The 26,732-nt window shown below is 67.2% G+C and carries 24 protein-coding genes and 1 tRNA gene; 5 read left to right on the plus strand and 20 right to left on the minus strand.

Annotated features, from left to right (window positions below; genetic code table 11):
• Positions 1-9 precede the first annotated feature (9 nt).
• Positions 10-786 (plus strand): FecR family protein, encoded by a 777-nt coding sequence (locus tag METUNV2_RS0116290; RefSeq protein ID WP_018230538.1) that lies wholly within the window; start codon positions 10-12, stop codon positions 784-786.
• A 99-nt stretch (positions 787-885) separates the two neighbouring features.
• Here METUNV2_RS0116290 and METUNV2_RS0116295 read toward each other — a convergent pair whose 3' ends face one another.
• A complete protein-coding gene (locus tag METUNV2_RS0116295; protein ID WP_018230539.1) occupies positions 886-1,599 on the minus strand; it encodes a DsbC family protein in 714 nt (237 codons plus the stop codon).
• 35 nt (positions 1,600-1,634) lie between these two features.
• Positions 1,635-2,801 (minus strand): UbiH/UbiF family hydroxylase, encoded by a 1,167-nt coding sequence (locus METUNV2_RS0116300; protein ID WP_018230540.1) that lies wholly within the window; start codon positions 2,799-2,801, stop codon positions 1,635-1,637.
• A gap of 103 nt (positions 2,802-2,904) precedes the next feature.
• Here METUNV2_RS0116300 and METUNV2_RS0116305 point away from each other — a divergent pair.
• Positions 2,905-2,981, plus strand: a tRNA-Met gene (locus tag METUNV2_RS0116305).
• An 84-nt stretch (positions 2,982-3,065) separates the two neighbouring features.
• Here the strand turns inward: METUNV2_RS0116305 and METUNV2_RS0116310 are convergent.
• The 11 genes from METUNV2_RS0116310 to METUNV2_RS0116360 form a co-directional block, all read right to left on the minus strand.
• Positions 3,066-3,791, minus strand: a complete 726-nt coding sequence (locus tag METUNV2_RS0116310; RefSeq protein WP_018230541.1) for an enoyl-CoA hydratase-related protein — start codon at positions 3,789-3,791, stop codon at positions 3,066-3,068.
• Between the two features lie 16 nt (positions 3,792-3,807).
• On the minus strand, positions 3,808-6,216 hold the full coding sequence (locus METUNV2_RS0116315; RefSeq protein WP_018230542.1) for a 3-hydroxyacyl-CoA dehydrogenase/enoyl-CoA hydratase family protein: 2,409 nt from the start codon (positions 6,214-6,216) through the stop codon (positions 3,808-3,810).
• A 17-nt stretch (positions 6,217-6,233) separates the two neighbouring features.
• Positions 6,234-6,941 (minus strand): NAD(P)H-dependent oxidoreductase, encoded by a 708-nt coding sequence (locus tag METUNV2_RS0116320; protein WP_018230543.1) that lies wholly within the window; start codon positions 6,939-6,941, stop codon positions 6,234-6,236.
• 225 nt (positions 6,942-7,166) lie between these two features.
• Positions 7,167-9,602, minus strand: coding sequence for an efflux RND transporter permease subunit (locus METUNV2_RS0116325; protein ID WP_018230544.1), 2,436 nt, complete (start codon positions 9,600-9,602; stop codon positions 7,167-7,169).
• Positions 9,599-10,684: a WD40/YVTN/BNR-like repeat-containing protein gene (locus METUNV2_RS0116330; RefSeq protein WP_232415695.1), complete on the minus strand. Its 1,086-nt coding sequence runs from the start codon at positions 10,682-10,684 to the stop codon at positions 9,599-9,601. Before METUNV2_RS0116330 ends, METUNV2_RS0116325 begins: the two co-directional genes overlap by 4 nt.
• 37 nt (positions 10,685-10,721) lie before the next feature.
• Positions 10,722-12,065 carry a DUF1329 domain-containing protein gene (locus METUNV2_RS0116335; RefSeq protein WP_018230546.1) on the minus strand — a complete coding sequence of 448 codons (1,344 nt, stop codon included), beginning with the start codon at positions 12,063-12,065 and terminating at the stop codon, positions 10,722-10,724.
• A 20-nt stretch (positions 12,066-12,085) separates the two neighbouring features.
• Positions 12,086-13,768 carry a DUF1302 domain-containing protein gene (locus tag METUNV2_RS0116340; RefSeq protein WP_018230547.1) on the minus strand — a complete coding sequence of 561 codons (1,683 nt, stop codon included), beginning with the start codon at positions 13,766-13,768 and terminating at the stop codon, positions 12,086-12,088.
• A 423-nt stretch (positions 13,769-14,191) separates the two neighbouring features.
• Positions 14,192-14,497, minus strand: a complete 306-nt coding sequence (locus tag METUNV2_RS0116345) for a tautomerase family protein (protein ID WP_269745077.1) — start codon at positions 14,495-14,497, stop codon at positions 14,192-14,194.
• The gene (dmpH, locus tag METUNV2_RS0116350) at positions 14,440-15,243 is read right to left on the minus strand and encodes a 2-oxo-3-hexenedioate decarboxylase (protein WP_018230549.1); all 804 of its coding nucleotides are present in this window, start codon (positions 15,241-15,243) and stop codon (positions 14,440-14,442) included. The genes METUNV2_RS0116345 and dmpH overlap by 58 nt, the downstream gene beginning before the upstream one ends.
• Positions 15,240-16,037: a 2-oxopent-4-enoate hydratase gene (gene dmpE / locus METUNV2_RS0116355; RefSeq protein ID WP_018230550.1), complete on the minus strand. Its 798-nt coding sequence runs from the start codon at positions 16,035-16,037 to the stop codon at positions 15,240-15,242. The genes dmpH and dmpE overlap by 4 nt, the downstream gene beginning before the upstream one ends.
• A gap of 19 nt (positions 16,038-16,056) precedes the next feature.
• Positions 16,057-17,517 (minus strand): 2-hydroxymuconic semialdehyde dehydrogenase, encoded by a 1,461-nt coding sequence (locus tag METUNV2_RS0116360; protein ID WP_018230551.1) that lies wholly within the window; start codon positions 17,515-17,517, stop codon positions 16,057-16,059.
• A gap of 242 nt (positions 17,518-17,759) precedes the next feature.
• Here METUNV2_RS0116360 and METUNV2_RS0116365 point away from each other — a divergent pair, with 242 nt between their 5' ends.
• The gene (locus tag METUNV2_RS0116365) at positions 17,760-18,356 is read left to right on the plus strand and encodes an antitoxin Xre/MbcA/ParS toxin-binding domain-containing protein (protein WP_018230552.1); all 597 of its coding nucleotides are present in this window, start codon (positions 17,760-17,762) and stop codon (positions 18,354-18,356) included.
• Complete coding sequence (locus tag METUNV2_RS0116370; RefSeq protein ID WP_026188231.1) at positions 18,353-18,844, plus strand: RES family NAD+ phosphorylase; 492 nt, start codon at positions 18,353-18,355, stop codon at positions 18,842-18,844. Before METUNV2_RS0116365 ends, METUNV2_RS0116370 begins: the two co-directional genes overlap by 4 nt.
• 60 nt (positions 18,845-18,904) lie before the next feature.
• On the opposite strand, the gene METUNV2_RS0116375 is transcribed toward METUNV2_RS0116370, so the two are convergent.
• From METUNV2_RS0116375 to METUNV2_RS0116405, 7 genes are all read right to left on the minus strand, one after another.
• Entirely contained in the window at positions 18,905-19,975 is a 1,071-nt protein-coding gene (locus METUNV2_RS0116375) for an NADH:ubiquinone reductase (Na(+)-transporting) subunit F (protein WP_018230554.1), read from the minus strand.
• Between the two features lie 11 nt (positions 19,976-19,986).
• Positions 19,987-20,343 carry a phenol hydroxylase subunit P4 gene (locus METUNV2_RS0116380; RefSeq protein ID WP_018230555.1) on the minus strand — a complete coding sequence of 119 codons (357 nt, stop codon included), beginning with the start codon at positions 20,341-20,343 and terminating at the stop codon, positions 19,987-19,989.
• Between the two features lie 10 nt (positions 20,344-20,353).
• Complete coding sequence (locus METUNV2_RS0116385) at positions 20,354-21,901, minus strand: aromatic/alkene/methane monooxygenase hydroxylase/oxygenase subunit alpha (protein WP_018230556.1); 1,548 nt, start codon at positions 21,899-21,901, stop codon at positions 20,354-20,356.
• 10 nt (positions 21,902-21,911) lie between these two features.
• Entirely contained in the window at positions 21,912-22,181 is a 270-nt protein-coding gene (locus METUNV2_RS0116390; RefSeq protein ID WP_018230557.1) for an MmoB/DmpM family protein, read from the minus strand.
• Complete coding sequence (locus tag METUNV2_RS0116395) at positions 22,174-23,187, minus strand: aromatic/alkene monooxygenase hydroxylase subunit beta (protein WP_018230558.1); 1,014 nt, start codon at positions 23,185-23,187, stop codon at positions 22,174-22,176. Before METUNV2_RS0116395 ends, METUNV2_RS0116390 begins: the two co-directional genes overlap by 8 nt.
• 49 nt (positions 23,188-23,236) lie before the next feature.
• Positions 23,237-23,473: a phenol hydroxylase subunit gene (locus tag METUNV2_RS0116400; protein ID WP_018230559.1), complete on the minus strand. Its 237-nt coding sequence runs from the start codon at positions 23,471-23,473 to the stop codon at positions 23,237-23,239.
• Positions 23,474-23,713: 240 nt separating this feature from the next.
• Positions 23,714-25,405 (minus strand): sigma-54-dependent Fis family transcriptional regulator, encoded by a 1,692-nt coding sequence (locus tag METUNV2_RS0116405; protein ID WP_018230560.1) that lies wholly within the window; start codon positions 25,403-25,405, stop codon positions 23,714-23,716.
• A 215-nt stretch (positions 25,406-25,620) separates the two neighbouring features.
• Here METUNV2_RS0116405 and METUNV2_RS19250 point away from each other — a divergent pair, with 215 nt between their 5' ends.
• Positions 25,621-26,691 (plus strand): aromatic ring-hydroxylating dioxygenase subunit alpha, encoded by a 1,071-nt coding sequence (locus METUNV2_RS19250; protein ID WP_018230561.1) that lies wholly within the window; start codon positions 25,621-25,623, stop codon positions 26,689-26,691.
• Positions 26,692-26,732: the final 41 nt, after the last annotated feature.

Raw genomic sequence — 26,732 nt, forward strand, 5'->3', positions numbered from 1 at the left:
GAGAGTTTCATGCAAACACAGCCTGCCCTCACCTGCCTGATCGCCGTCGCCACGCTGTGTGTGGCCGGCCAGGCGGCCGCCCAGACGCCCAGCCCGGCCGCCGGCCGGGTGAGCTATCTGTCGGGCACCATGTATGTGCAGACCAATGACAACAAGACCCGCATCCTGGCGCGCGACTCGGCCATCTACAGCGGCGACGTGATCACCACCGAAAAGACCACGGTGGCACGCATCGAATTCGGCGATGGCTCCTCGCTGGCACTGAAACCGCGCAGCCAGGTGAAGATCGACGGCTTCGCCTTCGACGAGGCGAAGCCGGAAAAGGACAGCCTGCTGTACAGCCTGGTGAAGGGCGGGCTGCGCGCGGTGACCGGCCTGATCGGCAAGCGCAATCGCGAGGGCTACCGCGCCAGCACGGTGACCGCGACCATAGGCATACGCGGCACCCGCTTCGGCATGCTGCTGTGCGACGAGAACTCGAAGGACGACCCGGCCTGCCTGAAGGCACTGGAAGAAGCGAAAGACCGCAAGGCCGGCGAACCGGCGCTGGTGTTCGACGTCGAGGAAGGCAGCATCGAGGTGAAGAACGAGGGCGGCAGCAAGACCTTTGAGGTGGGCCAGGCCGGTGTGGTGTCGAACAGCAAATCGGCACCGCAGTCGCTGCCGGAAAATCCGGGGCTGGATCAGTCTCTGCCGTCCTCCACCGCAGCGCGCCCTGGGCCGGCTGGCATGGGGGGCAGCACGGGCCTGGGCAGCGACAGCGACGCGTCCTGCACCGTGCAGTAGGCGCTGCCGCGGGCGCCGTGCCCGCAACGCTGCATCGCGGCGGATGCACACAAAAAAGCCCGGCCAAGGCCGGGCTTTTTCATTGCGTCATCGCTGCGCTCACTTCACGCCGGCGATGCGCTTTTCCAGCTGGGCCACCGGCACATAGCCGGGAATACGCTCACCGTTGCTGAGGAAAATGGTGGGCGTGCCACGCACACGGTACTTCTCGCCCAGCGCCACCGACTTCTTCAGGCCGGCGGTATCGCAGGAGGCGGCCGCGGCCGGCGGCTGCACATTGGCGGTCATCCAGTCGCCCCAGGCTTTCTGGCGGTCGGTCGCACACCAGATCGATTCCGACTTCTTCTGCGAATCCGGGCCCAGCACCGGCGTCAGGAAGGTGTAGATGGTCACGTCGTTCAGCGTGAGCAGTTCCTTCGCGAGCTTCTTGCAGTAGCCGCAGTTCGGATCTTCGAAAGTGGCGATCACGCGCTTGCCGTTGCCGCGCACCTGCTTGATCGCAACGTCCAGCGGCAGCTCGGCGAAATTGATCGCCGACAGCTGGTTCACGCGTGCCTGGGTGATGTTCTGCCGGGTTTTCGCGTCGAGGATTTCACCGATGATCAGATAGCTGGCCTTTTCGTCGGTGTACAGGATTTCGCCGCCCACCCGGACCTCGTACAGACCGAGGTAGGGCGTCTTGGTCACGCCCTCGACCTTGGCGCCTGCGCCCAGCGTGGCTTCCACCGTCGATCGTATGGTCTCCTCGGGGCTGGCCCAGGCGAATGAAGCCGACAGTGCGCACAGCAGTGCGGCGGTGTGCTTGATGAACATGCAGTGTCCTCGTTGTGGCGCGCGGCGCGCGCCGATTAACCCAATGCGTAGCGTACCAGTGCGTTCCGTACGACCGGAATGCGTGCGGTCAGTTTCAATCCGGTATTGCGCAGCCACGAAAGTGCCGGCCACTGCGGCCGGAAAAGTTCGTGCAGCGCGTGCGTGGTGAGCTGCAGCGCATTCACCTCTTCGGCACGCCGCCGCTCGTAGCGGCGCAGCGCGCGCAGGTCACCCAGCACGCTGCGATCCAGCCCGGCCAGCAGTGCCGACAGCTCGCGCGCGTCGGCAAAGCCCAGATTCACGCCGTGGCCCGACAGCGGATGAATGGCATGGGCCGCGTCACCGATCAGCGCCACGCCGGGCGCAACCACCTTTGGCACCTGCATCAGCCGCAGCGGAAAGCCGGCCGCCGGCGTCACCACTTCGAGCCGGCCCAGCATGTGATCGCCGGCCGCCGCAACGTGAGCCGCCAGTGTCGCCGCGTCGTATTGCAGCAGTTCGCGCCCGACCGCTTCAGGCGCCGACCACACCATGGACATGTGGCCGTCGGGCAGCGGCAGATAGGCGAGCACGCCGTCCGGCCGGAACCACTGCCAGGCGGTCCCCAGATGCGGCCGCTCGCAGCGGAAATTGGCCACCACGCCCAGTTCTTCGTAGTCGGTGAAACGGGCTTCCAGCCCGGCCTGCGCCCGCACCCATGACTGCACGCCGTCGGCGCCGACCACCAGTGCGGCATCCAGCGTGCGGCCGTCCTCCAGCGCGAGCCGCGAACGTCCGCCCTCCACCGCCAGCGCCGCCGGTTTGGCCGGGCACAGCAGGGTCACGTTGGCCTGACGCTTGACGCCTTCCCACAGTTCGCGCGCGATCAGGCTGGATTCGGCGATCCACGCCAGTTCGCCCACGCCCACGTCGAAAGCGGAAAAATCCAGCTGAGTCCCGCGATCGCCGAACACCTCGATGCGCGCCATCGGCTGCAGCCGCGCACTGTCGAGATGGGACCAGGCGCCGATCTGTTCGAGAAAGCGCGCACTGGACGGGCTCACCGCATAGACCCGCGCATCCCAGCCGCCAACCGGCCACTCCGGCGGCCGGCCCTCGACCAGCGCCACCGACAGCTGCGTGCGGCGCAGCGCCGCGCACAGCGCCAGCCCGGCCAGCCCGGCCCCCACCACCACCACGTCGAATTCAAGATCCCGCTGCATCGCGGACTACCTGTTCATGTGCAGACCAACCCGGGATTGTCCGGCCGCTGCCACATTCTTGACAAGTCCCGGTCGCTCAAGGACAATCCGCGTCCTTTCGCGTGGTGATGTAGCTCAGCTGGTTAGAGCGACGGATTCATAATCCGTAGGTCGAGGGTTCAAGTCCCCCCATCACCACCACTTATTCAAAAGCAAACGGCCCGCAGCGATGCGGGCCGTTTGCTTTTGTGCGTTCCGTGCCGCAGAGCGCGGCCGCGACGGGCTTCAATCAGTGGGGCCGGTGCGGCGCGCCATCACCGCGCGGTTGATCAGGTCGATCTCGATGTCGATGCGCTGTGCCAGCCCATCCGGGCGCAGCAGTGCCTTGGTGCGGCCCCAGGCGTCCGGGTCGTGGGCAGCCAGTTTCCGGGCGCGTTCGCGGGCAGTGTCGTGCAGCGCGTCGCCGCTGACGATCTCGCTCACCAGCCCCCACTCGTGCGCCAGCGCCCCGGTCAGCACTTCACCTGCCAGCAGCAGGCGCTTGGCCCGGTTCAGGCCGACCGCCATCGCAAGCAGTTGCGTGCTGCCGGCTTCCGGCGCGATGCCCAGTTCGACGAAAGGAAAGCGGATTTTCGCGTCGGCGGTGCAGCACACCCAGTCGGCGTGCAGCAGGCTGGTGGCGCCGATGCCGACCGCCGCGCCCTGCACCGCGATCACCAGCGGCCTGTCGACCTCGGCCAGTGCGTGCAGGAAGCGCGGAATCGGGTCATCCGGCCCCTGCGGCCAGTGAGCGAAAGCCGCCAGATCGTGGCCGGCGGTGTAGTCATGGCCGGCGCCGGTCAGCAGCAGCGCACGCACCGCCGGGTGCGCCTGCCCGGCACGCAGCGCCTCGCCCAGCGCGGCGAACATGGGCAGCGTGAGTGCATTGCGTTTGTGCGGACGGTTCAGGCGGATGTGCCACAGCCCGTCCTCCAGCGTGACATCGACCGATTCGGCGGGGGTGCTGTCCATGAGCGATCTCCGGGGTTCAGTTGCGCAGCGGCTTGCCGGTCTCCAGCATATGGGCAATGCGCGCCGCGGTCTCCGCCGTGGCCACCAGCCCGACGAAGGCGTGACGCTCGGCCGCCAGCAGCTGCGCCGCATCGGCCAGCGAGCCGGACGCGACATCGCCGCCGCACAGCGCCCAGGCCAGCGCATTGCCCACCCGCTCGTCGTGTGCCGACAGTTCGCCAGCGGCGCGCCGCTGCGCCAGCCGCGTACCGAAGGCGTCGATGCCGGCGCGCCCGGCCACCGCCACCGGCAGCGCCGGCCGCGCGGTGCCACCGGTGCGCGCCAGCGCGCGCGCCTTCTGCTGCGCCACCCACAGCAGCTCCTGCGGATGGAATACCACGCTGTCGCGCTCGCGCGCGAAGCCGAGCGTCACCGCCTGCTGCGCGTTGGGCGCAGTGCGGCCGGCGGCCAGCAGGTCGAACGGGCGGCTCAGCGCGTCGATCAGGCCGTCCACGCCCGGCCGGCCCCATTGCGCGGCTTGCTGCGCGGCGCGCCGGGCGAACACGGTGCAGCCGCCGGCGCCCGGAATCACGCCGACCCGGCTTTCGACCAGACCGACCGTGCTTTCCAGTGCCAGCGCCGCCGCCGTGCAATGCATCATGATTTCGCAGCCACCGCCCAGCGCCATGCCGGACACCGCGGCCACCACCGGCACCTGCGCCCGCGCCAGCCGCGAGGTCAGGGTCTGGAAGCGGATCAGGAAGTGATCGACCGCGGCCAGATCGCCCTGCCGCATCAGTTCGCTCACATGGCGCAGATTGGCACCGACGCTGAACGGCCTCTGCGGCTGCCACAGCACCAGCGCATCGAATTCGTGTTCGGCGCGGTCGATCGCGTCGAGCAGGCCCTCGATGGCACCCGGGCCGATGGCGCCCATCTTCGTACGCAGTGACAGCACCGGCACTGCGCCGTGTTCGGCCTCGCCCTCGGGCAGCCACAGCGACACGTCGTCGGTTTCGGCCAGCACGGTGCGGCCGGGTGCGTGCTCGCCCAGCAGGGTGTCCGGGAAAAGCTGCCGCGCGAGCACCGGCAGGGCCGCCCGCGGCAGCGCGGCAGCGCGCGCTGCCGACCACGAAGCAGCGCCCTCGTGCACCGCGCGGCGCGGCTGCAGCGCGTCGGCGAACACCCAGTCGGGCAGGGCGCAGGCCGCCATCGTTGCGCCCTGCTCGATGTCCGCGGCGATCGCCCCCGCGGTTTCCTGCCAGCCGGCCGCCTGCCACTGTTCGAACGGACCGCGCTGCCAGCCGTAGCCCCAGCGCATCGCGAAATCGATGTCGCGCGCGGTCGGTGCGATGTCCTGCAGATGGCGGGCGCAGTAGTGGAACAGGTCGCGCTGCACCGACCACAGCAGTTGCGCCTGCGGATGTGCCGAGGCGCGCAGCCGGCGCATGCGCTCGCCCTCGTCGCGCAGCGCGATCAGGTCGGCCACTTCGGGCGCGATCTGTCCGTCGGCGGCGCGGTAGGCGCCGCTCGCCGGATCGAACACCTCGTGCCCGGCCGCGCCCTTGCGGTAGAGCCCGCCACGGGTTTTCTGGCCGAGGGCCCCGGCGGCGACGCGCTCGCTCATCCAGGCCGGCACCCGGTAGTGCGCGTGCCACGGGTCGTCGGCCAGCGTGCCCTCGAAGGTGCGCAGGATGTTGGCCATGGTGTCCAGCCCGATCAGGTCCATCAGGCGGAAGGTGCCGCTGCGCGGATGCCCGAGTGGCGGGCCGGTCAGCGCGTCGACCACGTCGAAGCCCAGACCGAGCCGCGCTGCGTGATGCACGGTGGCCAGCAGCGCGAAGATGCCGACCCGGTTGGCGATGAAGTTGGGCGTGTCGAGCGCGCGCACCACGCTCTTGCCCAGCGTCGAGGTGAGGAAGGTGTCCAGCGCGTCGAGCACCGCCGGCTGCGTGCCCGGACCGGCGATCAGTTCGACCAGCGGCATGTAGCGCGGCGGGTTGAAGAAGTGCACGCCGCAGAAGCGCGGCTGCAGCGCGGCCGGCAGCGCTGCAGCCAGATCGGCGATCGGGATGCCCGAGGTGTTGCTGGCGAACACCGCGTGCGCGGCCAGATGCGGTGCCACGCGGTCATAGACGCTGCGCTTGATGTCCATGCGCTCGGCCACCGCCTCGATCACCAGATCGCAGTCGGCCAGCAGCGGCGCATCGTCGTCGAAACTGGCCGCTTCGATCAGCGCGGCGCGCGCGGCCTCGACCAGCGGCGCCGGCTCGATCGCCAGCAGGCGCTGCACCGCGGCGCGGGCGACGCCGCGGCGATCGCCCTCGCTGCCCGGCAGGTCGTACAGCCGCACTGGAATGCCGGCGTTGGCGAAATGGGCGGCGATCTGCGCGCCCATCACACCGGCGCCGAGCACCGCCACCTTGCGTGCAATCAGTCGTTTCACGATGTTCTCCGGAAAGGTCAGGCGCCGGCCAGCGGGCGGAAGGTGTCGTCGAAGCGGTCGAGCGAGGGCATGGGCAGGGTCGGGCGCGCATCCAGCGCACCCAGCGCGGCGCGCCAGTGCTCGAGCATGGCGGCCCGCTCCGCCTCCGGCAGATAGGGCACGTGGTGAGCGTAGAAAGGCTCCAGCACGTCGAAGCCGACATAGCCGAGCGAACCCTGCAGTACGTGCCGCAGCATGCCGTTCAGCTCGCCGTGGAGAGCCTGCGGCCCGAACATGTGTTCACGCCCGCCGAGCGAAGCGGCCACCAGCGCGCGCCGGCCGCGCAGGCCACCGCGGTCGTAGATGCGCTTGCCGCCGTAGAACACGCCGGACACGAACACGCGGTCTATCCAGCCCTTGAGCATGGCCGGCACCGAGAACCAGTAGATCGGGAAGTTCAGGATCAGCAGGTCGCAGGCCAGCACCTTGTCCACCTCGGCGCGAATGTCCGGCGCCAGCGTGCCGCCCTCCTGCGCGTGGCGCTGTTCGAGTGCGTAGTTCAGGTAGTCCGGGTTGCGGCGCTCCGCGAAGTCGGCGGCGGACGCCACCGGGTTGAAGCGCTGGGCATAGAGGTCGGACACGGTGACCGTGTGGCCCTGCGCAGCCAGCGTGCCGACCGCGGTGCGGCACATCGCCGCGCTGAAGGACTGCGGCTCCGGATGGGCATGGACGATGAGTACCTTCATCGCGGGCACTCGGCGGCGATACGGAAAGGGTGGGCGTGCAGGGTCATCGGACTCTCCGTGAGCGGATGGATGCGGCAGCGGGGCCGGCGGAATAAAAAGGGCCGGGCGGAAGACGGATGACTCCGCCCGGCACAACACCTCCAGGCCCGTCGCAGCGGGATGTGCGCAGGAACCGGAGGAGGAGCTGATCGGTGAGGCCGGCGCCGCGCGACGCCGGCCGGTGGTTCAGGCGGCGCGTGCCTGCGGCAGCGGGTCGGCGCCTGCGGCCTGCGTGGCGGGCGCCGGCCGCAGCAGGAAGTGGCCCAGCGCCGGCAGCAGGATGAGCGCGCCCAACATGTTCCACAGGAACATGAAGGCCAGCAGGATGCCCATGTCGGCCTGGAAGCGGATCGGCGAGAAGGCCCAGGTGGCGACGGCGATGCCCAGCGTGACACCGGTCAGCACCACCACCTTGCCGGTGAACAGCAGCGAACGGTAATAGGCGCCGGACAGGCTGTCGCCCGCACGCAGGCCAGCCAGCGTCACGGTGAGCACGTAGAGCGCGTAATCGACGCCGATGCCCACGCCCAGTGCCACCACCGGCAGCGTCGCCACCTTGACGCCGATGTCCAGCCACACCATCAGCGCCTCGCACAGCACCGAGGTGAGCATGAGCGGCAGCACCGCGCACACCACCGCACGCCAGGAACGGAAGGTGACGAAGCACAGCAGCACCACCGCGGCATACACCAGCGCCAGCATCTGCCGGTTGGCCTGACGCACCACGTCGTTGGTGGCCGCCTCGATGCCGGCGTTGCCGGCGGCCGGCAGGAAGCGCGCCGCCTCGCTGTCGTACTTGCGGCCGAAGGCTTCCACCACCGCTGACACCGACAGCAGGGTGTCGGCCTTGTGGTCCTTCAGGAAGGTCTGGATGGTGAGGAAGCTGCACTGCGCGTCCAGCGTTTCGCGCGGCGCGTACTGCGCCACCGAATTGATGCTGGCCTGGTCGCGCGACAGTTCGTACCACTTCGGATTGCCTTCGGCGAAACCGACCAGGCCGTTCTTCGCGGTGCCGACGAAGGACAGCGTGGATTCGACGCCGGGCAGCGCGCGCAGCTGGCTTTCCAGCGCATTGACGCGCAGCAGCGTGGCGTATTCCGAACAGCGGCCCTTGGGCGTCGGAATCATCACCGTGTAGACGTCGCTGCTGGCAGCGTAGCGGCTCACCACGTAGGCGTTGTCGAGGTTGTAGCGCGAATCCGGGCGCAGTTCCGGCGCGCCGGCTTCGAGGTCACCCACCTTGAGTTCGAAGCTCACCACCAGACCGGCCACGCCCAGCAGCGCGGCAACCACCACCGCGACCGTGGCATAGCGGCGCTCGGTGAACAGATCGAGGAAGGCCCAGAACGGATGCTTCACCGCCTGCCCGGATTCGTCGTTCGCCGCCTCGGCCCGCAGGCTGCGCACCGCGGCAGCCGCGCTGACGCCGGTATAGGACAGCAGGATGGGCAGCAGCACGAGGTTGGTGAAGATGAGCACGCCCACGCCCAGGCTGGCGGCCAGCGCCAGATCCTTGATGACCGGAATGTCGATCACCATCAGCACCGCGAAACCGACCGCGTCGGCCAGCAGCGCGGTCAGGCCGGCGAGGAAGAGGCGGCGGAAGGTGAGCCGCGCCGCCACCAGCTTGGGCGCGCCGCGGCCGATGTCCTGCATGATGCCGTTCATCTTCTGCGCGCCGTGACTCATGCCGATGGCGAACACCAGGAAGGGCACCAGAATCGAGTACGGATTCAGTTCGAAACCCAGCAGCGGCAGCAGGCCGAGCAGCCACACCACGGCCACCACCGAGCACAGCACCACCAGCGCGGTGCTGCGCACGCAGCGGGTGTACCAGAACAGCACCGCGGTACAGATGCCCAGCGCCACTGCGAAGAAGCCGATGATCTGCTGCATGCCGGCCATCAGGTCGCCGCTCACCTTGGCGAAGCCGGTGATGTAGATGCGCACGTCCTCGCTCGCGTGGCGGGCGCGCAGGTCTTCCAGCCGGCGATTCATGTCCAGGTAGTCCAGCGGCTTGCCGGAGTCGAAGTCGACGTCGAGCAGCGGCATCTGGATCACCGTGGACTTGAAGTCGGCGGCGACGATCTGGCCGATCTGGCCCGATCGTTCGATGTTCTTGCGCAGCTGCGCCATCATGTCCGGCGAGCCGTCGAAGCCGGGCGGCATCACTTCGCCGCCTTCCAGCCCCTCTTCGGTCACGCCCACCCAGCGCACCGCCGACATCCAGATCGACTTCACGAAGGAGCGGTCGACGCCCGGGTACAGATAGACCTCGTCATTGATCCGGCGCAGCGTCTCCATGTATTCCGGGTAGAAGATGGAGTCGCGCTCGGTGGCCACGACGATGCGCAGCACATTGCCCGAACCGGCGAGCTGCTTGCCGTAGGCCCGCATGTTCTCGATGTAGCTGTGGTTCGACGGCAGCATGCGCTCGAAGCTGGCGGCCAGCTGCAGCGACAGCGCCTGCCAGCCCAGCACGGCGGTGAGCAGCGCGCACAGCACGATGACCCACAGCCGGTTGTTGAAGAACAGGCGCTCGATGGACGAGCCGGCCCGCGCGTCGAAGCGGGTCACCTCGTCAGAGGCGGATGCGCCCGCGCGATGAATGTCGTGTTTCATGATCCCTTGCCCTGTCCGCCTTCACCCTGCCCCGCGTGCGCCGGCAGGTCGAATGCCTTCACGCCCAGCACGCCGGTCGCCAGCGCCCGGCCGTCCGCGGTGGCCACCACCCCGGACAGCGACGGCAGCCGCTGGTCCATCACGCTGAAACTGCGGCCACCGTCCCGGCTGACCGCCACCTCGCCGGACTGGCTCACCATCAGCACGCCCGGCTGTCCGCCCTCCGCTGCAAGCAGCGCAGCGCCGGTCCATGACGCACCGGTACCGGCATCGATCCGGCTCCAGTGGGCGCCGCCATCCGCACTGTGGAAGGCGTTGCCGCGCAGGCCGAACACCAGCAGCTCGCCCGGCCGCGGGCTGGCCAGACCGAAGAAACTGCCCTCGTAGGGCGACTCGACGCGGGCGAACGACGTGCCATGGTCGTGCGACACGAAGATGGAACCGCTTTCGCCCACCACGTACAGCGCATCGCCCGACGGGCGGATGGCGTACAGGTGGCGCCCTTCCGGATTAGGCAGCGCGCCGTTGCGGCGCACCCAGGTCCTGCCGCCGTCCGCGGTGCTCAGCAGCAGGCCGAAAGCGCCGACCGCGTGGCCGTGCAGCGGGTCGCTGAAGTACACGTCGAGCAGCGGGTCGCCCGGGTTGGCCGGCGGCGCGTCGGCCGCCACCTCGCCGCCGGTTTCAGGCAGCGCCGCGATGCGGTTGCCGTCCAGCTGCAGCGTCCAGCTCTGGCCGCCGTCGCCGCTGGCCAGCACCACACCGCTGTGGCCCACCGCCCAGCCCTGGGTGGGCGTGGCGAAGTGCAGGCCGGTGATGGACACGCTGACCGGCACCCGGGCCTGCTTCCAGCTGCGGCCGTTGTCATCCGAATACACGATGACGCCGGCCTCGCCGGCGGCCACCAGCCGGTCGCCAGCCCGCGTGGCCGCCACCAGGAAGGCGGCCGGTGCGCTGGCCGACTGCGCCGACGGCTGGGCCAGCGGATCGAGCGGGTCGAGATCGACCGCGAAACTGCCGAGCGCGGCGCAGGCCAGCCCCACGGCGATGGTGAGTGCGCACGTCGCGCCTAGTCGGTTTGCCACCTGAATCTCCGGAACGTTTGGGCGGATGCCTGCGGTCTCAGCGCACGCCGCGCACGACCATGCCTTCAGGCGTCAGCAGGTTGGCCGACGGCGGCGGCTCGGCGATCTGGATCGGGCTCTTCTCGTCGGTGTTCAGCGTGACCGTGTAGGAACCCTTGATGAAATCCATCGTGACCCAGTGACGCAGATTGACGGCGGGCATTTCCGGCATCAGGGTCGGATAGCCGACGCTGGTGTGCCACAGGCGGCCCTGCGCGTCCCAGGTGTTGCCGATCACCATGGTCCAGCTGTCCTCGTCGGCATACAGCTTGCGGCGCGCACGCACGTCACGCTGGCCCTCGCGCACCGTGCCCTCGATCTCCCACACCCGGTGCAGCTCCCAGCGCACGGCGTCCGGATTGGTGTAGTTCTTGCCGATCAGGTCCTTGTGCGGCGTCAGCAGCAGACGGTTGTTGTTGTAGGGGATGAACATTTCCTTCTTGCCCACGATCTTCCAGTCGTAACGGTCCATCGGGCCGAAGAAGATGAAGGGCTGGTCGAAGAAGTCGACCCCGGAGTTCACGAAGTTGGGCGTGTCGCAGCACAGATTGGGCGCGCGGCGCACGCGGCGCTGGCCGACCAGGTACTGCCAGGAGGCACGGGTGTTGTCCAGGCTGTCGCGGAACATGAGCAGTTCGCCGGCGCGCACCGACGGTGCGCTCACCGACTGCAGCACGCCGAAGTAATAACCTTTCTGCAGCGACTCGACCGACTCCGACTTCTCGTAATACGGCACGCGGATTTCATTCACCGCACCGGTGGCCAGCGCCGAGGTGCCGCTGGCGTCGATCACGTAGCTGTGCATCGGCCACACGATGCCGGCCGGATGCACGCGCAGGTTGTGGTTCCACACCACTTCGGCGCCGCTCTTCGGAATCGGGAACGGGGGGCCGCCGAAGGCGTTCTTGACGGCGAAGCCCTCAAGCTTGGTGCGGGTGGCGTTCTTGAAGGTTTCCTCGTACACCCACTCCGGCGCCGCCGCGGTACGGTGGGTCTTGTAGACGTTGAGCTTGTAGTCCGGGTACTTCTTCAGCAGGTAGACCTGACCTTCGTCCAGCTTGTCGGCGTACTGCGCCATATTGGCCGCGGTGATGGTGAACAGCGGCTTTTCGTCAGCGAACGGGTCGATGCGCGGCGTGCCCTGCTTGTAGCCGGCCGGCGCCTTGGCATAGCCACCGGTCCAGGCCGGAATGCTGCCGTCCTTGTTGCCGGCCTTCTCCGCGCCCAGCGGCGTCAGTTCGGTTTTCAGCTTCGCCGCTTCATCGGCGCCCACGGCAGCCAGTGCGCCGCTTGCGGTCGTCAGCGACAGCAGCGCCACCGACAGTGCGTTCATCAGTTTCATGTCTTGTCCTCCGTCTTTTTTCAGAATGAGCGCTGCAGCGTGACGGACACGAAATCGCGGTCCGCCAGGCTCTGCTTGAAGGTGAGGTCAGGCGTCAGGTCGGGACGCAGCACCACGGCCGGGCCTTCCGAACCGAAGTAGTGGGTGTAGCGGATGCCCGCCTTCCACACCTGCTGATACAGGCCGTTCAGACCGATGCTGAAGTCGCCGCCCTTTTCCACGCCGCCGTTGAACTGCGCCACCGCACCCGAATTGCCCTTGGGGTTGTAGCCGACGCCGATCGGCATCGACAGGTCGAGGCCGGGCAGCGCCTGGAACCAGTTCGGCTCCAGGATGAAGCGCAGGCCCCAGGCGTCGCGCGACGAGTTCGGATCGAGCGCGGCGCGGTTGCGGGTGACGCTGGTGACGCGGTTCCACGCCACTTCGGCCAGCAGCATCGCGCTGTCCCAGAAGGCGGTGCGGTTGAACGAGAAGATGGCCGACAGGTTGGCGTGCGCGGTCTTGCCGATGGCGTACAGCGCATCGCCGTTGATGCCGGCGCTGCCGGTCGGGCTGACATCGATTTCCGGCGCGCTGACCAGCGGTGCGTTGCGGCGGAAGGACACTTCACCGGACAGGTTGAAGTCGGCCACTTCGGTACTGAAGCTCATGCCGTACGTCTTGATGCCTTCCGGATACACGTGCTGGAAGTTGGCCGGCGCACCCGGCACGCCCAGCGCACCGAGCGGGCGCAGATAGGCCTGCGGCAGCTTGTCGTGGTAGCGCGCGACATAGAAGCCGAACTCGGTGTCCATGCCTTCCGGACGCCAGCGCAGCTGCGCGCCGCCCTGACCGGAATCCCTGGCGTCGAGGTCGTCCAGCCGCGCCACCGACGGCGCCAGGCCGACCGGGCCGAACAGGAAGTTTTCCGAACCCATGCCCAGCACATCGACGGTCGAGAAATAGCTGCCGGACGACGGGATGCGCGACTTGCGCCATTCGAACTGGTAGTAGGCGCCGACCGAGAGGTTGCTCTTGATCTGGTACTGCGCCGAAATCTGGTTCACCGGCAGGATGATTTCCTTGAACTGCGAACCGGGCACCGACAGCAGCTTCACCACGTCGACCGGCTGCTGGGCGCCGGCAATGCCGTTGGCGCCGAAGAACAGCGTTTCGCCGTACAGCACCGAGTGACGGCCGAGGCGGAAACCGCCATCCTCGTTCTTCGCCCAGATGAAGGCGTCGAGCAGTTCCGCCTTGCGACCGTGGATCTTTTCGGTGGCATCGGTGAATTCGTTGAACGGCACCGAGGTCTGGTTGGCGCGCAGCGGGCTGTCGTGGTCGTTCGAGCGGTTGTACACGCTGTCATACCAGGCGGCCGCGCTGACGCGGGCGCCGACCCGCTGTCTGTAGGAGAGGTCCAGTTCGCTCAGCACGTCGATCCGGTTCGAAATCAGGCCGCGGTCGAAATTGCGGTCACCGTCATCGAGGTCGATATTGGCCGAGCCGGGCGCCACGTCGTTGACCAGCGCCGACGAGCGGTTCTCGACCCGCCAGGCAGCGCTGTACTTGAAGGTGTTGTCCCAGCGGATCTTCAGATCCGGATTGTCGTTGGCGATCTCGAAACCGTACGCGGACGGTGCCGAAAACGCGGCGGCGATGGCGAGCAGCAGCGCCTGCCGGTGGGCGGGGCAGCGGCCTGCGCCCGGGATGCGTTCGAACATTACCTCTCCTCCTTTTTTATGGAGCCGATCCCTGCACGCCGTCTTTCATGCGGCGATCCAGTCGGCTGACGGGTCCGGAACCGGTGCTCGGCGATGCACGCGATACCCCGCGTGCGGTGCAGATTCGCCGGCGCCTGCCGGGTGCGCCGGAAGGGTCCGCAAGCGGGCCTTTCCGACGCCGGGAACGACTTTTTTCGGGTCGTCTGATCTGACAATAAGAGGGGCCAGCCATGCCGTCCAATACTTTTTGACAGCTACATCAATACCGAAAAAGTATGTACATGCGCGTTTGAAAGCCCTCCTCCGCGTGTGGAAAACGCAGGTCAAAACACTTTCAATTCATGGGTTTGGGCCGCCGCATGACGCGACACGCCCGGCGATGTACGCGCCGCCGGCCACCGGCCGACCACGCACCGAGGGTGCTCAGATGCCTTCAGGCACCTGCTGCTTCTCGCTGCGCAGTCCGGCGGTCACGCCGGCCACCGAAAAGTCTTCGCTGCCGTGCTCGGTCACCAGGATGCGCACGGTTTCCGCCTTCACGCCGAGCGTGGTGCACACCGCGTCGGTGATGGCGGCGGCGACCGCGCGCTTCTGTTCCACGCTGCGGCCGGTCATCAGGTGCATTTCTATGATGGGCATGTTCTCCTCCTTGTCTTTTTGTGCGCTGCGCGTCAGTCGACGAAGCGCATCGATACGTCGCCCAGTTCCTGGAAACGCGCGATCACGCAGTCGCCTGCCTTGACCGCGATCGCTTCGGTGATGCCGCCGCTCATGACGAAGCTGCCGGCCGGCAGCGTTTCGCCCTGTTCGGCCAGGATGTTCACCAGCATGGCCACCGCGTCCGCCGGGTGGCCGAGCACCGCTGCAGAGGCCGCCGCGGCCACGATTTCGCCGTTCTTCTCCATCACCACGCCCAGCGTGCGCAGGTCGATGTCCTGCGGCCGCCGCGCACGGCCACCGCCGACGAAGCGGGCGGACGAACCGTTGTCGGCCACCACGCTGGGCAGGTCGAACTTGAAGCCGGAAAAGCGCGAATCGATCACCTCGACCGCGGGCAGCACGTAATCGGTGGCCGCCAGCACCTGTTCGCGGGTGCAGCCGGGGCCGGCCAGCGGCGCACAGGTGACGAAGGCCACTTCGCACTCGACCCGCGGATGCACCATGTCGCCGGTGGAAATGGCCGAGTTCTCCGGCCGCGCCATATCGCTGGTCAGGAAGCCGATGCTGGGCACGTTCACGCCCATCTGCACCATCTTGGCCTTCGAGGTCAGGCCCACCTTCCAGCCGACCTGCCGGTGGCCGCGCGCCAGCCAGCGGCGGCGCAGCTCGGCCTGCACCGCATAGCCGTCGGCCACCGTCATCGCCGGGTATTCGTCGGTCAGCTTCGGGATGGCGTATGCCCGGGTCTGCGCGCCCTCGACGCGCTCGCACAGACGCACGATGTCTTCCCTGGACAGCGTCAGCTCGCTGCTCATACCGCACTCCTTCCGGTGAATTTCACCCGGCAGCTGCCCAGCCCGCCGACGGTGCACACCAGTTCGTCGCCACCGGTCACCGGCACCAGCGCCGACTGCGAACCGGACAGGATGATTTCGCCGGCGCGGAACGGAATGCCGAGCCGGCCCAGCGTGTTGGCCAGCCAGGCCACCGCGTTGGCAGGTGAGCCCTGCACCGCGGCGCCGACGCCGGTCGAATGCAGTTCGCCGTTCTTCTCCAGCACCATGCCGGCCATGGTGATGTCCAGCCGGCGCGGGTCGCCGCGCGTTTCGCCGAGCACGAACACGCCGCAGGAGGCGTTGTCGGCCACCGTATCCTGGATGCGGATCTTCCAGTCGGTGATGCGCGAATCGACGATTTCGAAACAGGGCGCCACGTAGTCGGTGGCGTGGATCACGTCCATCGCGGTGATGCCCGGCCCCTTCAGGTCGTGCTTGAGCACGAAGGCCAGTTCGGCTTCGGCCTTGGGCTGTATCAGCCGGCCGAGGTCTATCGGCTCGCCTTCGCGATACACCATGCCGGACGTGAGCTGGCCGAAGTCCGGCTGGTACACGCCGAGGAAGTCCTGCACCGGCTTGCTGGTCACGCCTATCTTCTTGCCGACGATGGTTTCGCCGGCGTCGAGCCGTCGCTGCACCATGCGCAGCTGTATGCGGTAGGCATCATCCAGCGTGATGTCCGGTTCGCGCTCGAGCAGCGGCGGCACCGTGCGGCGCTCGACCAGCGCCGCATAAAGCTCGTCGCCGTAAGCCTGGATCTTTTGTGCGTCCATGATGTGCGTAAAGAGAGTGTCAGAGCTTGACGCAGACGTTGCGCAGCTCGGTGTAGAACTCCAGCGAATGCACGCCGCCTTCACGACCGATGCCGGACTGCTTGGAGCCGCCGAAGGCGGTGCGCAGGTCGCGCAGGAACCACGCATTCACCCAGGTAATGCCGACCTGGATCGCCGCCGCCATGCGGTGTGCGCGCGCGAGGTCCTGCGTCCAGATCGTGGTGGACAGGCCGTATTCGTTGTCATTGGCCAGCGCGGTGACCTCCGCCTCGCTGTCGAAGGGGCGGATGTGGCAGCAGGGGCCGAAGATTTCCTCGCGCACCACCGCCGCGGTTTCCGGCAGGCCGGTCCAGATGGTCGGCTGCACCCAGGCGCCGTCGGCCAGATCGGCCGGCATGTCGGGCACGCCGCCACCGGTGACCACGGTTGCGCCCTCCTCGACCGCGCGCTGGTAGTAGCCCAGCACCTTGCGCCGGTGCTCATGACTGATCAGCGGACCGTAAGTGGTGGCGTGGTCTTCCGGCCGGCCGTATTTCACCGACTCGGCGCGCACCTTCAGCGCCTGCACGAAGCGCTCGAACAGCGGGCGCTCGACATAGACGCGCTCGGTGCCCAGGCAGACCTGGCCGGAATTGAGGAAGCATGAGCGGAACACGCCGTCGACCGCAGCATCGAAATCGGCGTCGGCGAACACGATGGCGGCGTTCTTGCCGCCCAGTTCGAAGGACACGTCGCGCATGCCTTTCGCGGCCGCCTGCATGATCACTTCACCGGTACGCGTTTCGCCGGTGAAGGTGATGGCATCGACGCCCGGATGCGCGGTCAGGAAGGCGCCGGCCGAATCCGGCCCGAAGCCGTTCACCACGTTGTACACGCCGCGCGGCACGCCCACCGCATTCATCACCTCACCCAGCAGCGCGGCGGTCAGCGGCGTCTCTTCCGACGGCTTCACCACCACCGTGTTGCCGCAGGCCAGCGCCGGGCCCACCTTCCAGGTCATCAGCAGGAAGGGGGCGTTCCACGGGCACACCACGCCGATCACGCCCTTGGGCACGCGCAGCGTGTAGTTCAGCGCGCCGCGGCCGTCCGGCGTCGGCGTCTGGAAGGATTCGTTCGCCACGTTCCGGATCACGTCGGCGAACACCTTGAAATTGGCCGCGCCGCGCGGAATGAAGGCGTGCTTCATCACGTGCTGCGGCTGGCCGGTGTCGGCCATTTCGGCGGCGACGAAGTCGTCGAAGCGGCGGGTGATTTCGTTGGCCACGCCGTACAGCAGATCGACCCGCTGATCCAGCGTGAGCCGGCCCCACTCGCCCGTCAGCGCACGCCGCGCGGCTGCGACCGCCGCCTCCACCTCGGGCTGGCCGCCTTCGCTGATCCGGGCCACCAGGCTGTTGTCGACCGGCGAGCGCTTCTCGAACTGCCGGCCGCTGAGACTCGACGTGTATTCACCGTCGATGAAGTGATCGATGACGCGCATGCATGCTCCGTTGAGAGTGGGCCGACCGGTCGCGCCTGCGGGCGCTGCGAGCACCGGAACGGTCGGGTTGAGAACAGTCTATGAGCCGCTTCTCTATACCGTCCAATACCTTTTATTTTGATTTCAATACTATTTTGGTATTGAAACAAACGATCGAATTATCGCCAAATGATCGAATAAATCCGGCCATTTGAATAAAACCAAGCCTAAACCTATACTGAGATCCTGCAAGGAGATGCCCCATGGCGCATAAATTCGTCCTCCCGGCCAGGGCGGAAACGAAACATGTGACGACCCGCAAGCGACCGGTGTCTGGTCAAGTAGTCAAGCAAGCCAAGACTCCGGCCGCATTCGCTGACATGCAGGCCCGTTTTACGGAAGGACGGGGTCCAACGAATCGCGACGGCTGGAACAAGCTTTTCAAGGCGTATTACGTGACCGACCGTTTAACCATCCGTGACTCGATCCGGCAAGGCGTACCGGCGCGCAACATCGGAATGCTGGCCAACGTACTCGAACTGCCGTCACTCCGGATCGCAGGCGCACTGGGCATTCCCGAATCGACCGTGCGCCGGAAAGTCCGGGAGAATGCCCAACTGGCTCCGGATCAGACAGAGCGCCTGCTGGGCCTTCAGCGACTGATCGGTCAGGTACAGGCCATGGTCGAGGAAAGCGGAAACCCGGAAGATTTCGACGCAGCGAGCTGGACCAGAAAATGGCTCGATGAGCCCCATCCTGCGCTGGGCGGTGCGCGGCCCATCGATTACCTCGATACGATGACCGGTCAGCAGATCCTCGCCGATCTGCTCTCACGTAACGTCACTGGGGCGTACGCTTGAGCGAAGCACTGGCCACGGTATGGCGTATCGGAGTCGACACCCCGTCGTACCAGGCTTCGGATCTGAACGGAGAGGGCGGCAAGCACAGTGACGGTCGCTGGCACAGGAAAGGCTCACCGATTGTCTACGCCGCCAGTTCGGTCTCGCTCGCCTGTCTTGAGACACTGGTTCATCTTGGGCCGGCAGGTCTGCCGTTGAACCGCTATCTCGTCCGTATCGATGTACCGGAGTCGTTGATACAGCGGGCACGGGTTCTCACCGCCGAGACAGCCGGCGTCGGCTGGGACGCCCGACCCGCCGGGATGGTGTCGATGGACCATGGCGACGAATGGCTCGCCAGCATGGACTCCGCACTCCTCGTCGTACCCTCCGTGCTGGTACCAGAGGAAAACAACGTACTGATCAACCCTCTGCACCCGGACGCTCGTTCCATCGCGGCAACCAAGCTTCGGCTCTGGACCTATGACCCGCGCCTGGGTGCTCGATAGAACATCGCTCACGTGCCGGAGGCCGGCTCGCGCGCAACCAGCAGCCGGGACCCATTGCTCTCAGATGTTGCGGAACAGAGGGCTGCGCACCTGCTGGGCGTCGGCGGCGGACACGAACTTTTCGCAGTAGATGTCCTTCTCGAACAGCCGCCCCTGCATCAGTGTGGCGATGCAGGCCTCTATCATGCGCGGCGGCCCGCACAGATAGGCTTTCCAGCCGCGGAAATCATTGTCGAAGGCGGCCTGCGCCGCCTCGTGCACGAAGCCACGGAAGCCGCTCCAGCCGCTGTCCGCCGGCTCGTCGGACAGCGCCGGCAGGTAGCGGAACTGCGGGTGACGCGCAGCCAGCGCGACGAATTCATCGTGGTAGTACAGCTCGTCGCGGCTGCGCGCACCGTACACCAGCGTGATCGGCTGCGTATCGCCGCGCTCCAGCAGATCCAGGATCATCGAGCGCGGGCTGGACAGCCCGGAGCCGCCGGCCAGGAACAGCGAAGGCCGCGCCGCCGAGTGGCGCACGAAGAAGCGGCCGTAGGGCCCGGACAGCTTCACCCGGTCGCCGGCCTTCAGCGCTTCGTGCACCCAGGTGGTGCCGCGGCCGCCGGGCACGATGCGGATGTTCAGTTCGATGTCGTGCGTCGGCCCCTGCGCGGCGGACGGTGGCGACGCGAGCGAGAACGCGCGCGTCATGCCCGGCTCGGCACCGATGTCCAGATTGATGTACTGGCCGGCCTGGAAGTGCAGCGGCCGGTCGAGCCGGATGAACACGCCCTTGATGGTGGGCGTGAGCGCCTCGATGCGGCTCACTTCGCCGGTGAAGTCGCGCACCGGAATCGATTCGGCATCCGGATCTTCCTCGACATCCGCTTCGATGGTGACGTCGCTTTCCAGTCGCGCGCAACAGGCCAGGGTCTTGCGCTCCTCGCGCTCGAAATCCATCAGCGCGAAGCTGGACGCCTCGCCGTGATCGACCTCGCCGTCCACCACCTGCACCTTGCAGGTGGCGCACAGGCCGTGGCAGCAGGCGTGCGGCAGGTAGATGCCGGCGCGCAGGCTGGCATCCAGTATGGTCTGGCCGTCTTCGACCTCTATCGTCTGGCCGAGCGGTTCTATCGTGAGCTGATAGGTCATCGCCGCTCCGTTCAGACCGCGCCCGGCAGGGCTTCGAGCCCCGGCGTCTGCAGCCGCAGCACTTCCTTGTGGCCAATGCCGTTGTCGGCCAGCGAGCGCTCGAAATCCGGATCGAACGCTTCGCCCGAACGCAGCCAGCGCACGGCCGACCAGTCGATGGACGACCACTGCGGATGCACCGACCACGCCTCGGCCAGCGGGCCGCGCACCAGTTCGCCGAAGGTCATGGCCGGCGGCAGGCACAGGCAGACCGGCGCATAGAACATGAGGTGCCTGTCCCAGCCGACATAGAGCAGCTGGTTTCCGTGGAAGCGGTCGACCGTGTCTTTCGGTACGCCGACATAGGGGGCAATGGCAACGACGGGCATGACGGTCTCCTCAGTTCCGGGTGGCCTGGGCACGCCAGGCGGCAAAGTTCTTCTGGTCTTCCGAGCCCTCGAAATCGAGGTTGTCGCGCCCGTAGACCAGATGCCAGTAATCGAGCACCGACTTCAGCGGATCGAAATCCGGCGCGCCGGGGTCGGCGCCTTCGGCGAAGCAGTTGCCCTGCCAGATCTGGTGCGCCGGCAGCCAGGCCTCGACGTACTTGTCCGGCTCACGCTCGAAGATGTGCTGGCAGTGGTCGGAGCAGAAGTGGTACTTGTCGCCCTGGTGCGTGACCTGGCGATAGGAGATCTGCGTCGGGTCGTCGGCTTCGGTGAACAGCATCGGGATCTGGCACACCTGGCACAGCATGGGCAGCGTGGTGTTGTAGAAGCGCTTGCCCTGCTTCTCCATCTCCCGGTAGTGCTCGAAGCGCGGGCGGTACAGGCGGTCGAAGGTGTCCGGGTACTTGGACGACAGCCAGTCCATCTCTTCCTCGGTCGGCAGCCAGGTGTGGAAGTTGGTCATCTTGCCGGCGGTGTAGAAGGCATTCCACGCCTGGTGCGACAGGTGATCCTTCTCCTTCTTGATCAGTTCCACGCAGTCCGGCACCTTGATGCCGTAGCGCGCGAGGTCCTTGAACAGCGCCATGCCGTTCTCCTCGAAATACACCTCCCACGCCTCCTTCCAGCTCATGATGCGTTTGGGCAGCATGTAGTCCATCAGCATGGCGACGATGGACAGCAGGCGCACGCCGCGCCACACCCATTTGTCTATCCAGGCCTGGATGATGGGCAGGTTGGCCGGATCCTGCTCCAGCATGAACTTGATCACCTCCAGCCCCAGCGTCATGTGGCGCGCCTCGTCGGACTGCGCCGAAAAGCCGAAGGTCATCGCGCCCATGTCACCGTTGTAGGCGGCGCCGGAAATGAAGGGCACGAACACCAGATTGGTGAGCACGTACTCGAAGGAGAAGCCGATGGCGATGATGAATTCGAAGGGGCCGCAGGTGCACGCGTCCTCGAAGAAGCTCTTCGGCACCGACAGGTACCAGAGCCGGTCATTCATGTGCTTCCAGTCGTGGAAGCCGTTGTAGAAGCGGTTGTAGTTCGACAGCGAGTGGATCTGCGTCTGCGCGTGGCGGATTTCGTCGATGGCCTGCATCTGGCAGGCGATCTGCGGACCGACGCCCGGCAGTTCGCGGCCCAGCCGCGCGAAGCCGCGGTGCGCGTTGTATTCCAGCGAGGGCACCGCCGACAGGAATATCTTCAGCGCATTGATGTAGCGCGCGTCGGTCACGCCGAGGTGGCCGTTATTCTGCGCATAGGCATCGACGATGGCGTATAGCTTGCGCTCCTTCTCCGCCTGGTATTTCCAGTAGGCATCCATGGTCAGCCGGAACGGGTCTTCCCACTTGTCCCAGTCGTGGATCCGGATGCCTTCGTAGCGGGTCTGCGGGAACACCGCGTCCATCGGTTCGTAGCTGGTTTCCCAGCCCAGGCTGCGGGTCATCAGCGCGTACTTTTCCTTCAGGCCCAGCTTCTTCTTTACGTTCATGTCCATGGCGTTCTCCTCAGCGGTCCCAGCTCAGCGTCAGTTCGTCTTCGGTCTCGTCCACGTGACCGGACAGCGATATCAGGTGGACCTGCACTTCCTGCAGGTCGAAGTCGCGGCCCAGCCGCTCCTCGATGGAGGTGCGGCGGATCACCAGCCGGCCGGGCATGTCGATCTTCACCATGGCCGGCTGCAGATTGACCGTGGCCTCCGGGTTGTCGGCGACGATGGCGTCGACGATGCAGCGGCTGTCCTCGTTGGCCTGCAACGCGATGAACACCTTAGACATGGCCGCCCTCCTTCAGCGCGACGCCCAGCTTCGCGACGCGGGCGTCGAACGCTTCGGTCACCGTGTCCAGCACCTTTTCGCCGTCCTGGTCGAAGGCCAGTTCCGCGACCGGCAGCAGCGCCTCGCGCACCCGGCCGCGCCAGTGCGCGAGCCAGCCGGCGATCAGCGCCGCGTTGGCCGGCGATTCGGCGGCCGCGGTCTTCACCGTGGCGTCCACCCAGCGGCTGGATTCGGCGAACCACTCGTTCATGAAGGCGCACACCATGGACACCGCGGCACCGCCCTCGGCGTTGAGCCGGCGGTCGACGAAGTGCGCATACACCAGCGGATACAGCAGACCGTCCTGCACCAGGTTCTGCGCGACGAACAGCTCAAACCAGTCCTTCACCACCAGGCTGTTCTCGACCTGACGGCGCAGCGGCTGCCAGCGGCCGTCGCCCAGCCAGTGGCTGCGGCCGTCTTCCAGTTCAGCCGGGCCGGCCAGCCACAGGCCGATGCGGGTGAGGTACTGGGCGATGCCCAGATGGTCCATGCCCTGGTACATGCAGGGCTGGGTGACTGCGGTGCCGTAACCGTAGGCGCACATGCCGACGTTGTTCAGGTTGGCGCCGTAGGCGACGTGGCGCAGCGGCACCAGCACGTCGAGCGCACGGCGGCGCACGTCGTCCGGCATCAGGTCGCCCAGGCCGCGCGTCTCGACGAAATCGAAACCGGCTTCGGCCGCCTCCTGCATGCGGGCGCGCGCCAGCGTGTAGGTGCCGTAGTAGAACTGGCGCGGGTCCTTGAAGGCGTACCAGTCCTGCATCACGATCGCGGTGCGCGCCGGGTCGTACAGCTGGTGGGCCGGGTCCCAGGTCGGGCGGTACTGCAGGTTGGCGCTGGGCTGGATGTCCAGCGTGCCTTCCTGGTAGCGGCTGGCCGCCTTGTCGGCGCCGATGCGCCGCGCGATGTGGTCGAAGGTGTGGCGCAGTGGCGTGATCGCCACCGTGCGCAGATCGATGTGCATGAGGTTCTCCGGTTTCGGCGCAAGCCCGCGGCGCGGGCCGGTGCGGGTTTCAGCTGGGGCGTGCGGACAGGGCGGGTGCTTCCTGCCCGTCGTCGATGCGGGTGACCGAGTGGATGCCGCAGAACTCGTCGAACGCCCGGTCGGGCAGCATCATTTCGACGAACAGCGCGCGCTCGCCGATGGCGAACTCGAACTCGACCAGCCCGTCCGGCCGGCGATGGGTGACGCGCACGAACTTGCGCGCCAGAACGTCCTGCGGGCTATCGCCCGCCTGCGTTTGCTGCATTGCGATTCCTCCTCGTCCTGTCGGATGGGCGTCCGGCCTTGTCGGGCGGCCGGATCGGTGCTGCACCGTGATCAATGCAGCCGGCGTGCCAGAATTGGCAAGCCATTGAAGGACAAGGGAATCGCAAACAATGACGCCCCGGCGGGCCCGTTCTGACCTGCCAGAAACGTCAAGCGTGGAAAGGGCGCTGTACAGAATTGTCAACGCCGGGTTTGCGCTGCACCGCAGCGCAAACAGCGGTCACAGACCGGCGTCGAGGTCCTTCAGCCGGTAGGCGATCTGGCGCCGCGTGACGCCGAGCAGGCGGGCGGCTTCGGACACGTTGCCGCGTGCCCGGGTGAGCGCGGCGCGCATCAGCGCGCGCTCGTGCTGTTCCAGATCGAAGCCGGGCACCAGCAGGCGGTCGAGCGCATCGGCGTCGCCCTCGCTGCCGGCCGCACACAGGCTGCCGGACGCGCCGACCGCCTCGCCCGGTTCGATGGCCGGTTCGATGCCGGCGAACAGGTGGCTGGCTTCGATGAAACCGCCCTGCGGCGCCAGCAGCACGCCGCGCTCCACCATGTTTTCCAGTTCGCGGATATTGCCCGGCCAGTCATAGGCCTGCAGGCTCTGCACCGCGCGGTCGGTCAGGCCGGCCAGCCGCTTCTGGTAGATGGCCGCGTACTTCTCGACGAACAGCTCGACCAGCAGCGGAATGTCGGCCAGCCGCTCGCGCAGCGGCGGAATGACGACCGGGTAGGCATTCAGCCGGTAGTAGAGGTCGGCACGGAAGCGCCCCTCCTTCACCGCGCGCCGCAGATCCACATTGGTGGCCGCCACCAGCCGCACATCCACGGTGCGGGTGCGGTGGTCGCCCAGCCGCTCGACCTCGCCGGTCTGCAGCACACGCAGCAGCTTGGCCTGGGCGGCCGGGGAAATGTCGCCGATCTCGTCGAGAAAAAGCGTGCCGCCATGCGCGCGCTCGAAGCGGCCGGGGCGCGACTGCTGCGCGCCGGTGAAGGCGCCGCGCTCGACGCCGAACAGTTCGGACTCGATCAGGTCGTTCGGCAGCGCCGCGCAATTGACCGCGACGAAGGGCTTCAGCTGGCGCGCGCCGTTGTCGTGCAGCCAGCGCGCGAACATTTCCTTGCCGACACCGGTTTCGCCCAGCAGCAGCACGGTGATCGGGTTGTCCGCCGCCTTCTGCACCAGGTCGAAGGCGGCGCGGAAGCCCTGCGACGCGCCGATCAGATTGCCGCGGCCGCGCTGTTCGCCGAGCGAGGCGCGCAGCTGCGACACCTGTTCCTGCAGCGCCATCAGTTCGCCGACGATGTTCTCCGGCTCGAAATAGCGGATGTGCGCCTCCGCGCCCTCGCCTTCCCACTCGTCCGCCACCTTGCCCTCGATCACGCAGCAGGGATCGCCGCGGCTCACGCACTGGGTTTCGCGGAACACCACGAAGCGGTTCATGAACTGGGTGACGTAGCCGGAGGCGTAGCCGATCATGGTCCAGCAGGCCGGCCCGTCGCCGAGGCCGAAATCCTGTAGCTGGGCTTCCGCCTCCCACGAGTTGTCCCAGCGGAAAGTGCCGTGGAAATGGCCGCGCTTCAGATCCAGTTCGGAATGCAGCGTGCTCGCCCGCACCAGCCCCTCCAGCCGGTGCAGCTGCGGGCCGAGCAGGAACACGTCTTCCAGCGCGCCGTCGCCGACCAGGCGCTTGGCCAGTTCGGCGTCCTGCTGGCCGGACACGAAGCCCATGCGCACCAGCAGCGCGCGGGCGCGCTCCTGCCCCAGTGAATTCAGCAGCTCGCGGCGCAGCGCGCCGAGCGCCCGCGCATGCAACAGCAGCATGCGGTTTTCCTGCAGCCAGATCCGCCCTTCTTCGGTGCAGAAACGCAGGTGATTGCGCAGCGCAAAGCGGTCCAGCAGATCCTGCTCATTGTTGTTGTGCATGCAAGCTCCTCGCGGGTGTCGTCGCGCGCCCTGCTCCTCGCCGGCCACCTTAGCCTGCGCCGCAAGCGCCTGTCCAATACCCGGCGCCGCACCGCCGCATACCGTGACGGTATGCCGCCCTCCCTGCGGGAGGGTGCGCACGCCGCGCGCCGGCCTCACCGTGTGCAGGCGCCGCATGACGGCGGCCGATCCGACAACGACACGAGGAGACACCGATGTTCCTGAAGAACTGCTGGTACTGCGCCGGCTGGGACCACGAACTGAGCCAGGGCCGCGACGCGCTGCTCACCCGCCGCATCGCCGGCGAATCGCTGGTGCTGTACCGGCGGCCGGACGGCGGCGTGGTGGCGATGGAAGACCGCTGCTGTCATCGCCAGGCACCGCTGTCGCTGGGCCGCAAGGAAGGCGACGCGCTGCGCTGCATGTACCACGGCTGGAAGTTCGGCCCGCACGGCCGCTGCATCGAAATCCCCGGCCAGGCGCAGATCCCCGAGCGCGCCTGCGTGCGCACCTTCCCGGTGGTCGAGCGCGACAACTGGATCTGGGTGTGGATGGGCGATCCCGCGAAGGCGGACCCGGCGCTGATCTGCAAGGCGGTCGGCCCCGGCCACCCGGACTGGAACATCCGCACCTCCAAAGTCCGCGTGAACACCAACTACCGGCTGGAACTGGCCAATCTGTCCGACCTCACCCACATTTCCTGGGTGCATGACCAGACCTTCGGCGGCACCACGGTCTATGCCAGCACGCGGCCGAAACACACGCTGAAGGCCCGCGGCATGGACACCGAAATCTGGCTGCGCGGCGTGCCGGCACCGCGCTTCGCGCAGCACCTGTTCCCGCCCGACATGGTGTTCGACCTCTACTTCCTGTCGCAGATGAGCTTCCCCTGCAACTTCATCCTGCACTTCCAGGTGTATGCCGCCGGCACGGCGACCGAAGGGCCGTCGAACGGGCAGCTCATGCTGGATACCTTCTCCAGCCAGGCAATCACGCCCTGCGACGCCGACGCGGTCGATTACTACTACTCCTGGGGTGCCAGCAAGGCGACCGACGCGCCGGGCCTGGGCGAGCTGCTGTACGAGGCGATCAACGCCGCCTTCCTCGAAGACAAGCGCATCCTCGAAGGCCAGCACCAGCGCATGAAGGAGAAGCCCGACTTCCGCACCGTGGACTACGCCCACGACGCCGGTCCGGGCAAGCTGCTGTGGCTGCTCGACAAGCTGCTGAAGGAAGAGGCAGCGGAACCGGCACCCACGGTCAGCGCCTGCGCCGCGACCGCCTGAAGCCGCACCCGCCCGCTCAGGGGTCCGCTCAGGGGCTCACT

Origin of the sequence: Methyloversatilis universalis EHg5, from assembly GCF_000378945.1 — a bacterium.
Taxonomy (GTDB): Bacteria; Pseudomonadota; Gammaproteobacteria; order Burkholderiales; family Rhodocyclaceae; genus Methyloversatilis; species Methyloversatilis universalis_A.

What these genes read in the sequence shown, in the direction of transcription:
- METUNV2_RS0116290 (WP_018230538.1), top strand. Translation starts at nt 10, where the DNA reads ATGCAAACACAGCCTGCCCTCACCTGCCTGATCGCCGTCGCCACGCTG.
- METUNV2_RS0116295 (WP_018230539.1), bottom strand. Translation starts at nt 1,599, where the DNA reads ATGTTCATCAAGCACACCGCCGCACTGCTGTGCGCACTGTCGGCTTCA.
- METUNV2_RS0116300 (WP_018230540.1), bottom strand. Translation starts at nt 2,801, where the DNA reads ATGCAGCGGGATCTTGAATTCGACGTGGTGGTGGTGGGGGCCGGGCTG.
- METUNV2_RS0116310 (WP_018230541.1), bottom strand. Translation starts at nt 3,791, where the DNA reads ATGGACAGCACCCCCGCCGAATCGGTCGATGTCACGCTGGAGGACGGG.
- METUNV2_RS0116320 (WP_018230543.1), bottom strand. Translation starts at nt 6,941, where the DNA reads ATGAAGGTACTCATCGTCCATGCCCATCCGGAGCCGCAGTCCTTCAGC.
- METUNV2_RS0116325 (WP_018230544.1), bottom strand. Translation starts at nt 9,602, where the DNA reads ATGAAACACGACATTCATCGCGCGGGCGCATCCGCCTCTGACGAGGTG.
- METUNV2_RS0116335 (WP_018230546.1), bottom strand. Translation starts at nt 12,065, where the DNA reads ATGAAACTGATGAACGCACTGTCGGTGGCGCTGCTGTCGCTGACGACC.
- METUNV2_RS0116340 (WP_018230547.1), bottom strand. Translation starts at nt 13,768, where the DNA reads ATGTTCGAACGCATCCCGGGCGCAGGCCGCTGCCCCGCCCACCGGCAG.
- dmpH (WP_018230549.1), bottom strand. Translation starts at nt 15,243, where the DNA reads ATGAGCAGCGAGCTGACGCTGTCCAGGGAAGACATCGTGCGTCTGTGC.
- dmpE (WP_018230550.1), bottom strand. Translation starts at nt 16,037, where the DNA reads ATGGACGCACAAAAGATCCAGGCTTACGGCGACGAGCTTTATGCGGCG.
- METUNV2_RS0116360 (WP_018230551.1), bottom strand. Translation starts at nt 17,517, where the DNA reads ATGCGCGTCATCGATCACTTCATCGACGGTGAATACACGTCGAGTCTC.
- METUNV2_RS0116365 (WP_018230552.1), top strand. Translation starts at nt 17,760, where the DNA reads ATGGCGCATAAATTCGTCCTCCCGGCCAGGGCGGAAACGAAACATGTG.
- METUNV2_RS0116375 (WP_018230554.1), bottom strand. Translation starts at nt 19,975, where the DNA reads ATGACCTATCAGCTCACGATAGAACCGCTCGGCCAGACGATAGAGGTC.
- METUNV2_RS0116380 (WP_018230555.1), bottom strand. Translation starts at nt 20,343, where the DNA reads ATGCCCGTCGTTGCCATTGCCCCCTATGTCGGCGTACCGAAAGACACG.
- METUNV2_RS0116385 (WP_018230556.1), bottom strand. Translation starts at nt 21,901, where the DNA reads ATGGACATGAACGTAAAGAAGAAGCTGGGCCTGAAGGAAAAGTACGCG.
- METUNV2_RS0116390 (WP_018230557.1), bottom strand. Translation starts at nt 22,181, where the DNA reads ATGTCTAAGGTGTTCATCGCGTTGCAGGCCAACGAGGACAGCCGCTGC.
- METUNV2_RS0116395 (WP_018230558.1), bottom strand. Translation starts at nt 23,187, where the DNA reads ATGCACATCGATCTGCGCACGGTGGCGATCACGCCACTGCGCCACACC.
- METUNV2_RS0116400 (WP_018230559.1), bottom strand. Translation starts at nt 23,473, where the DNA reads ATGCAGCAAACGCAGGCGGGCGATAGCCCGCAGGACGTTCTGGCGCGC.
- METUNV2_RS0116405 (WP_018230560.1), bottom strand. Translation starts at nt 25,405, where the DNA reads ATGCACAACAACAATGAGCAGGATCTGCTGGACCGCTTTGCGCTGCGC.
- METUNV2_RS19250 (WP_018230561.1), top strand. Translation starts at nt 25,621, where the DNA reads ATGTTCCTGAAGAACTGCTGGTACTGCGCCGGCTGGGACCACGAACTG.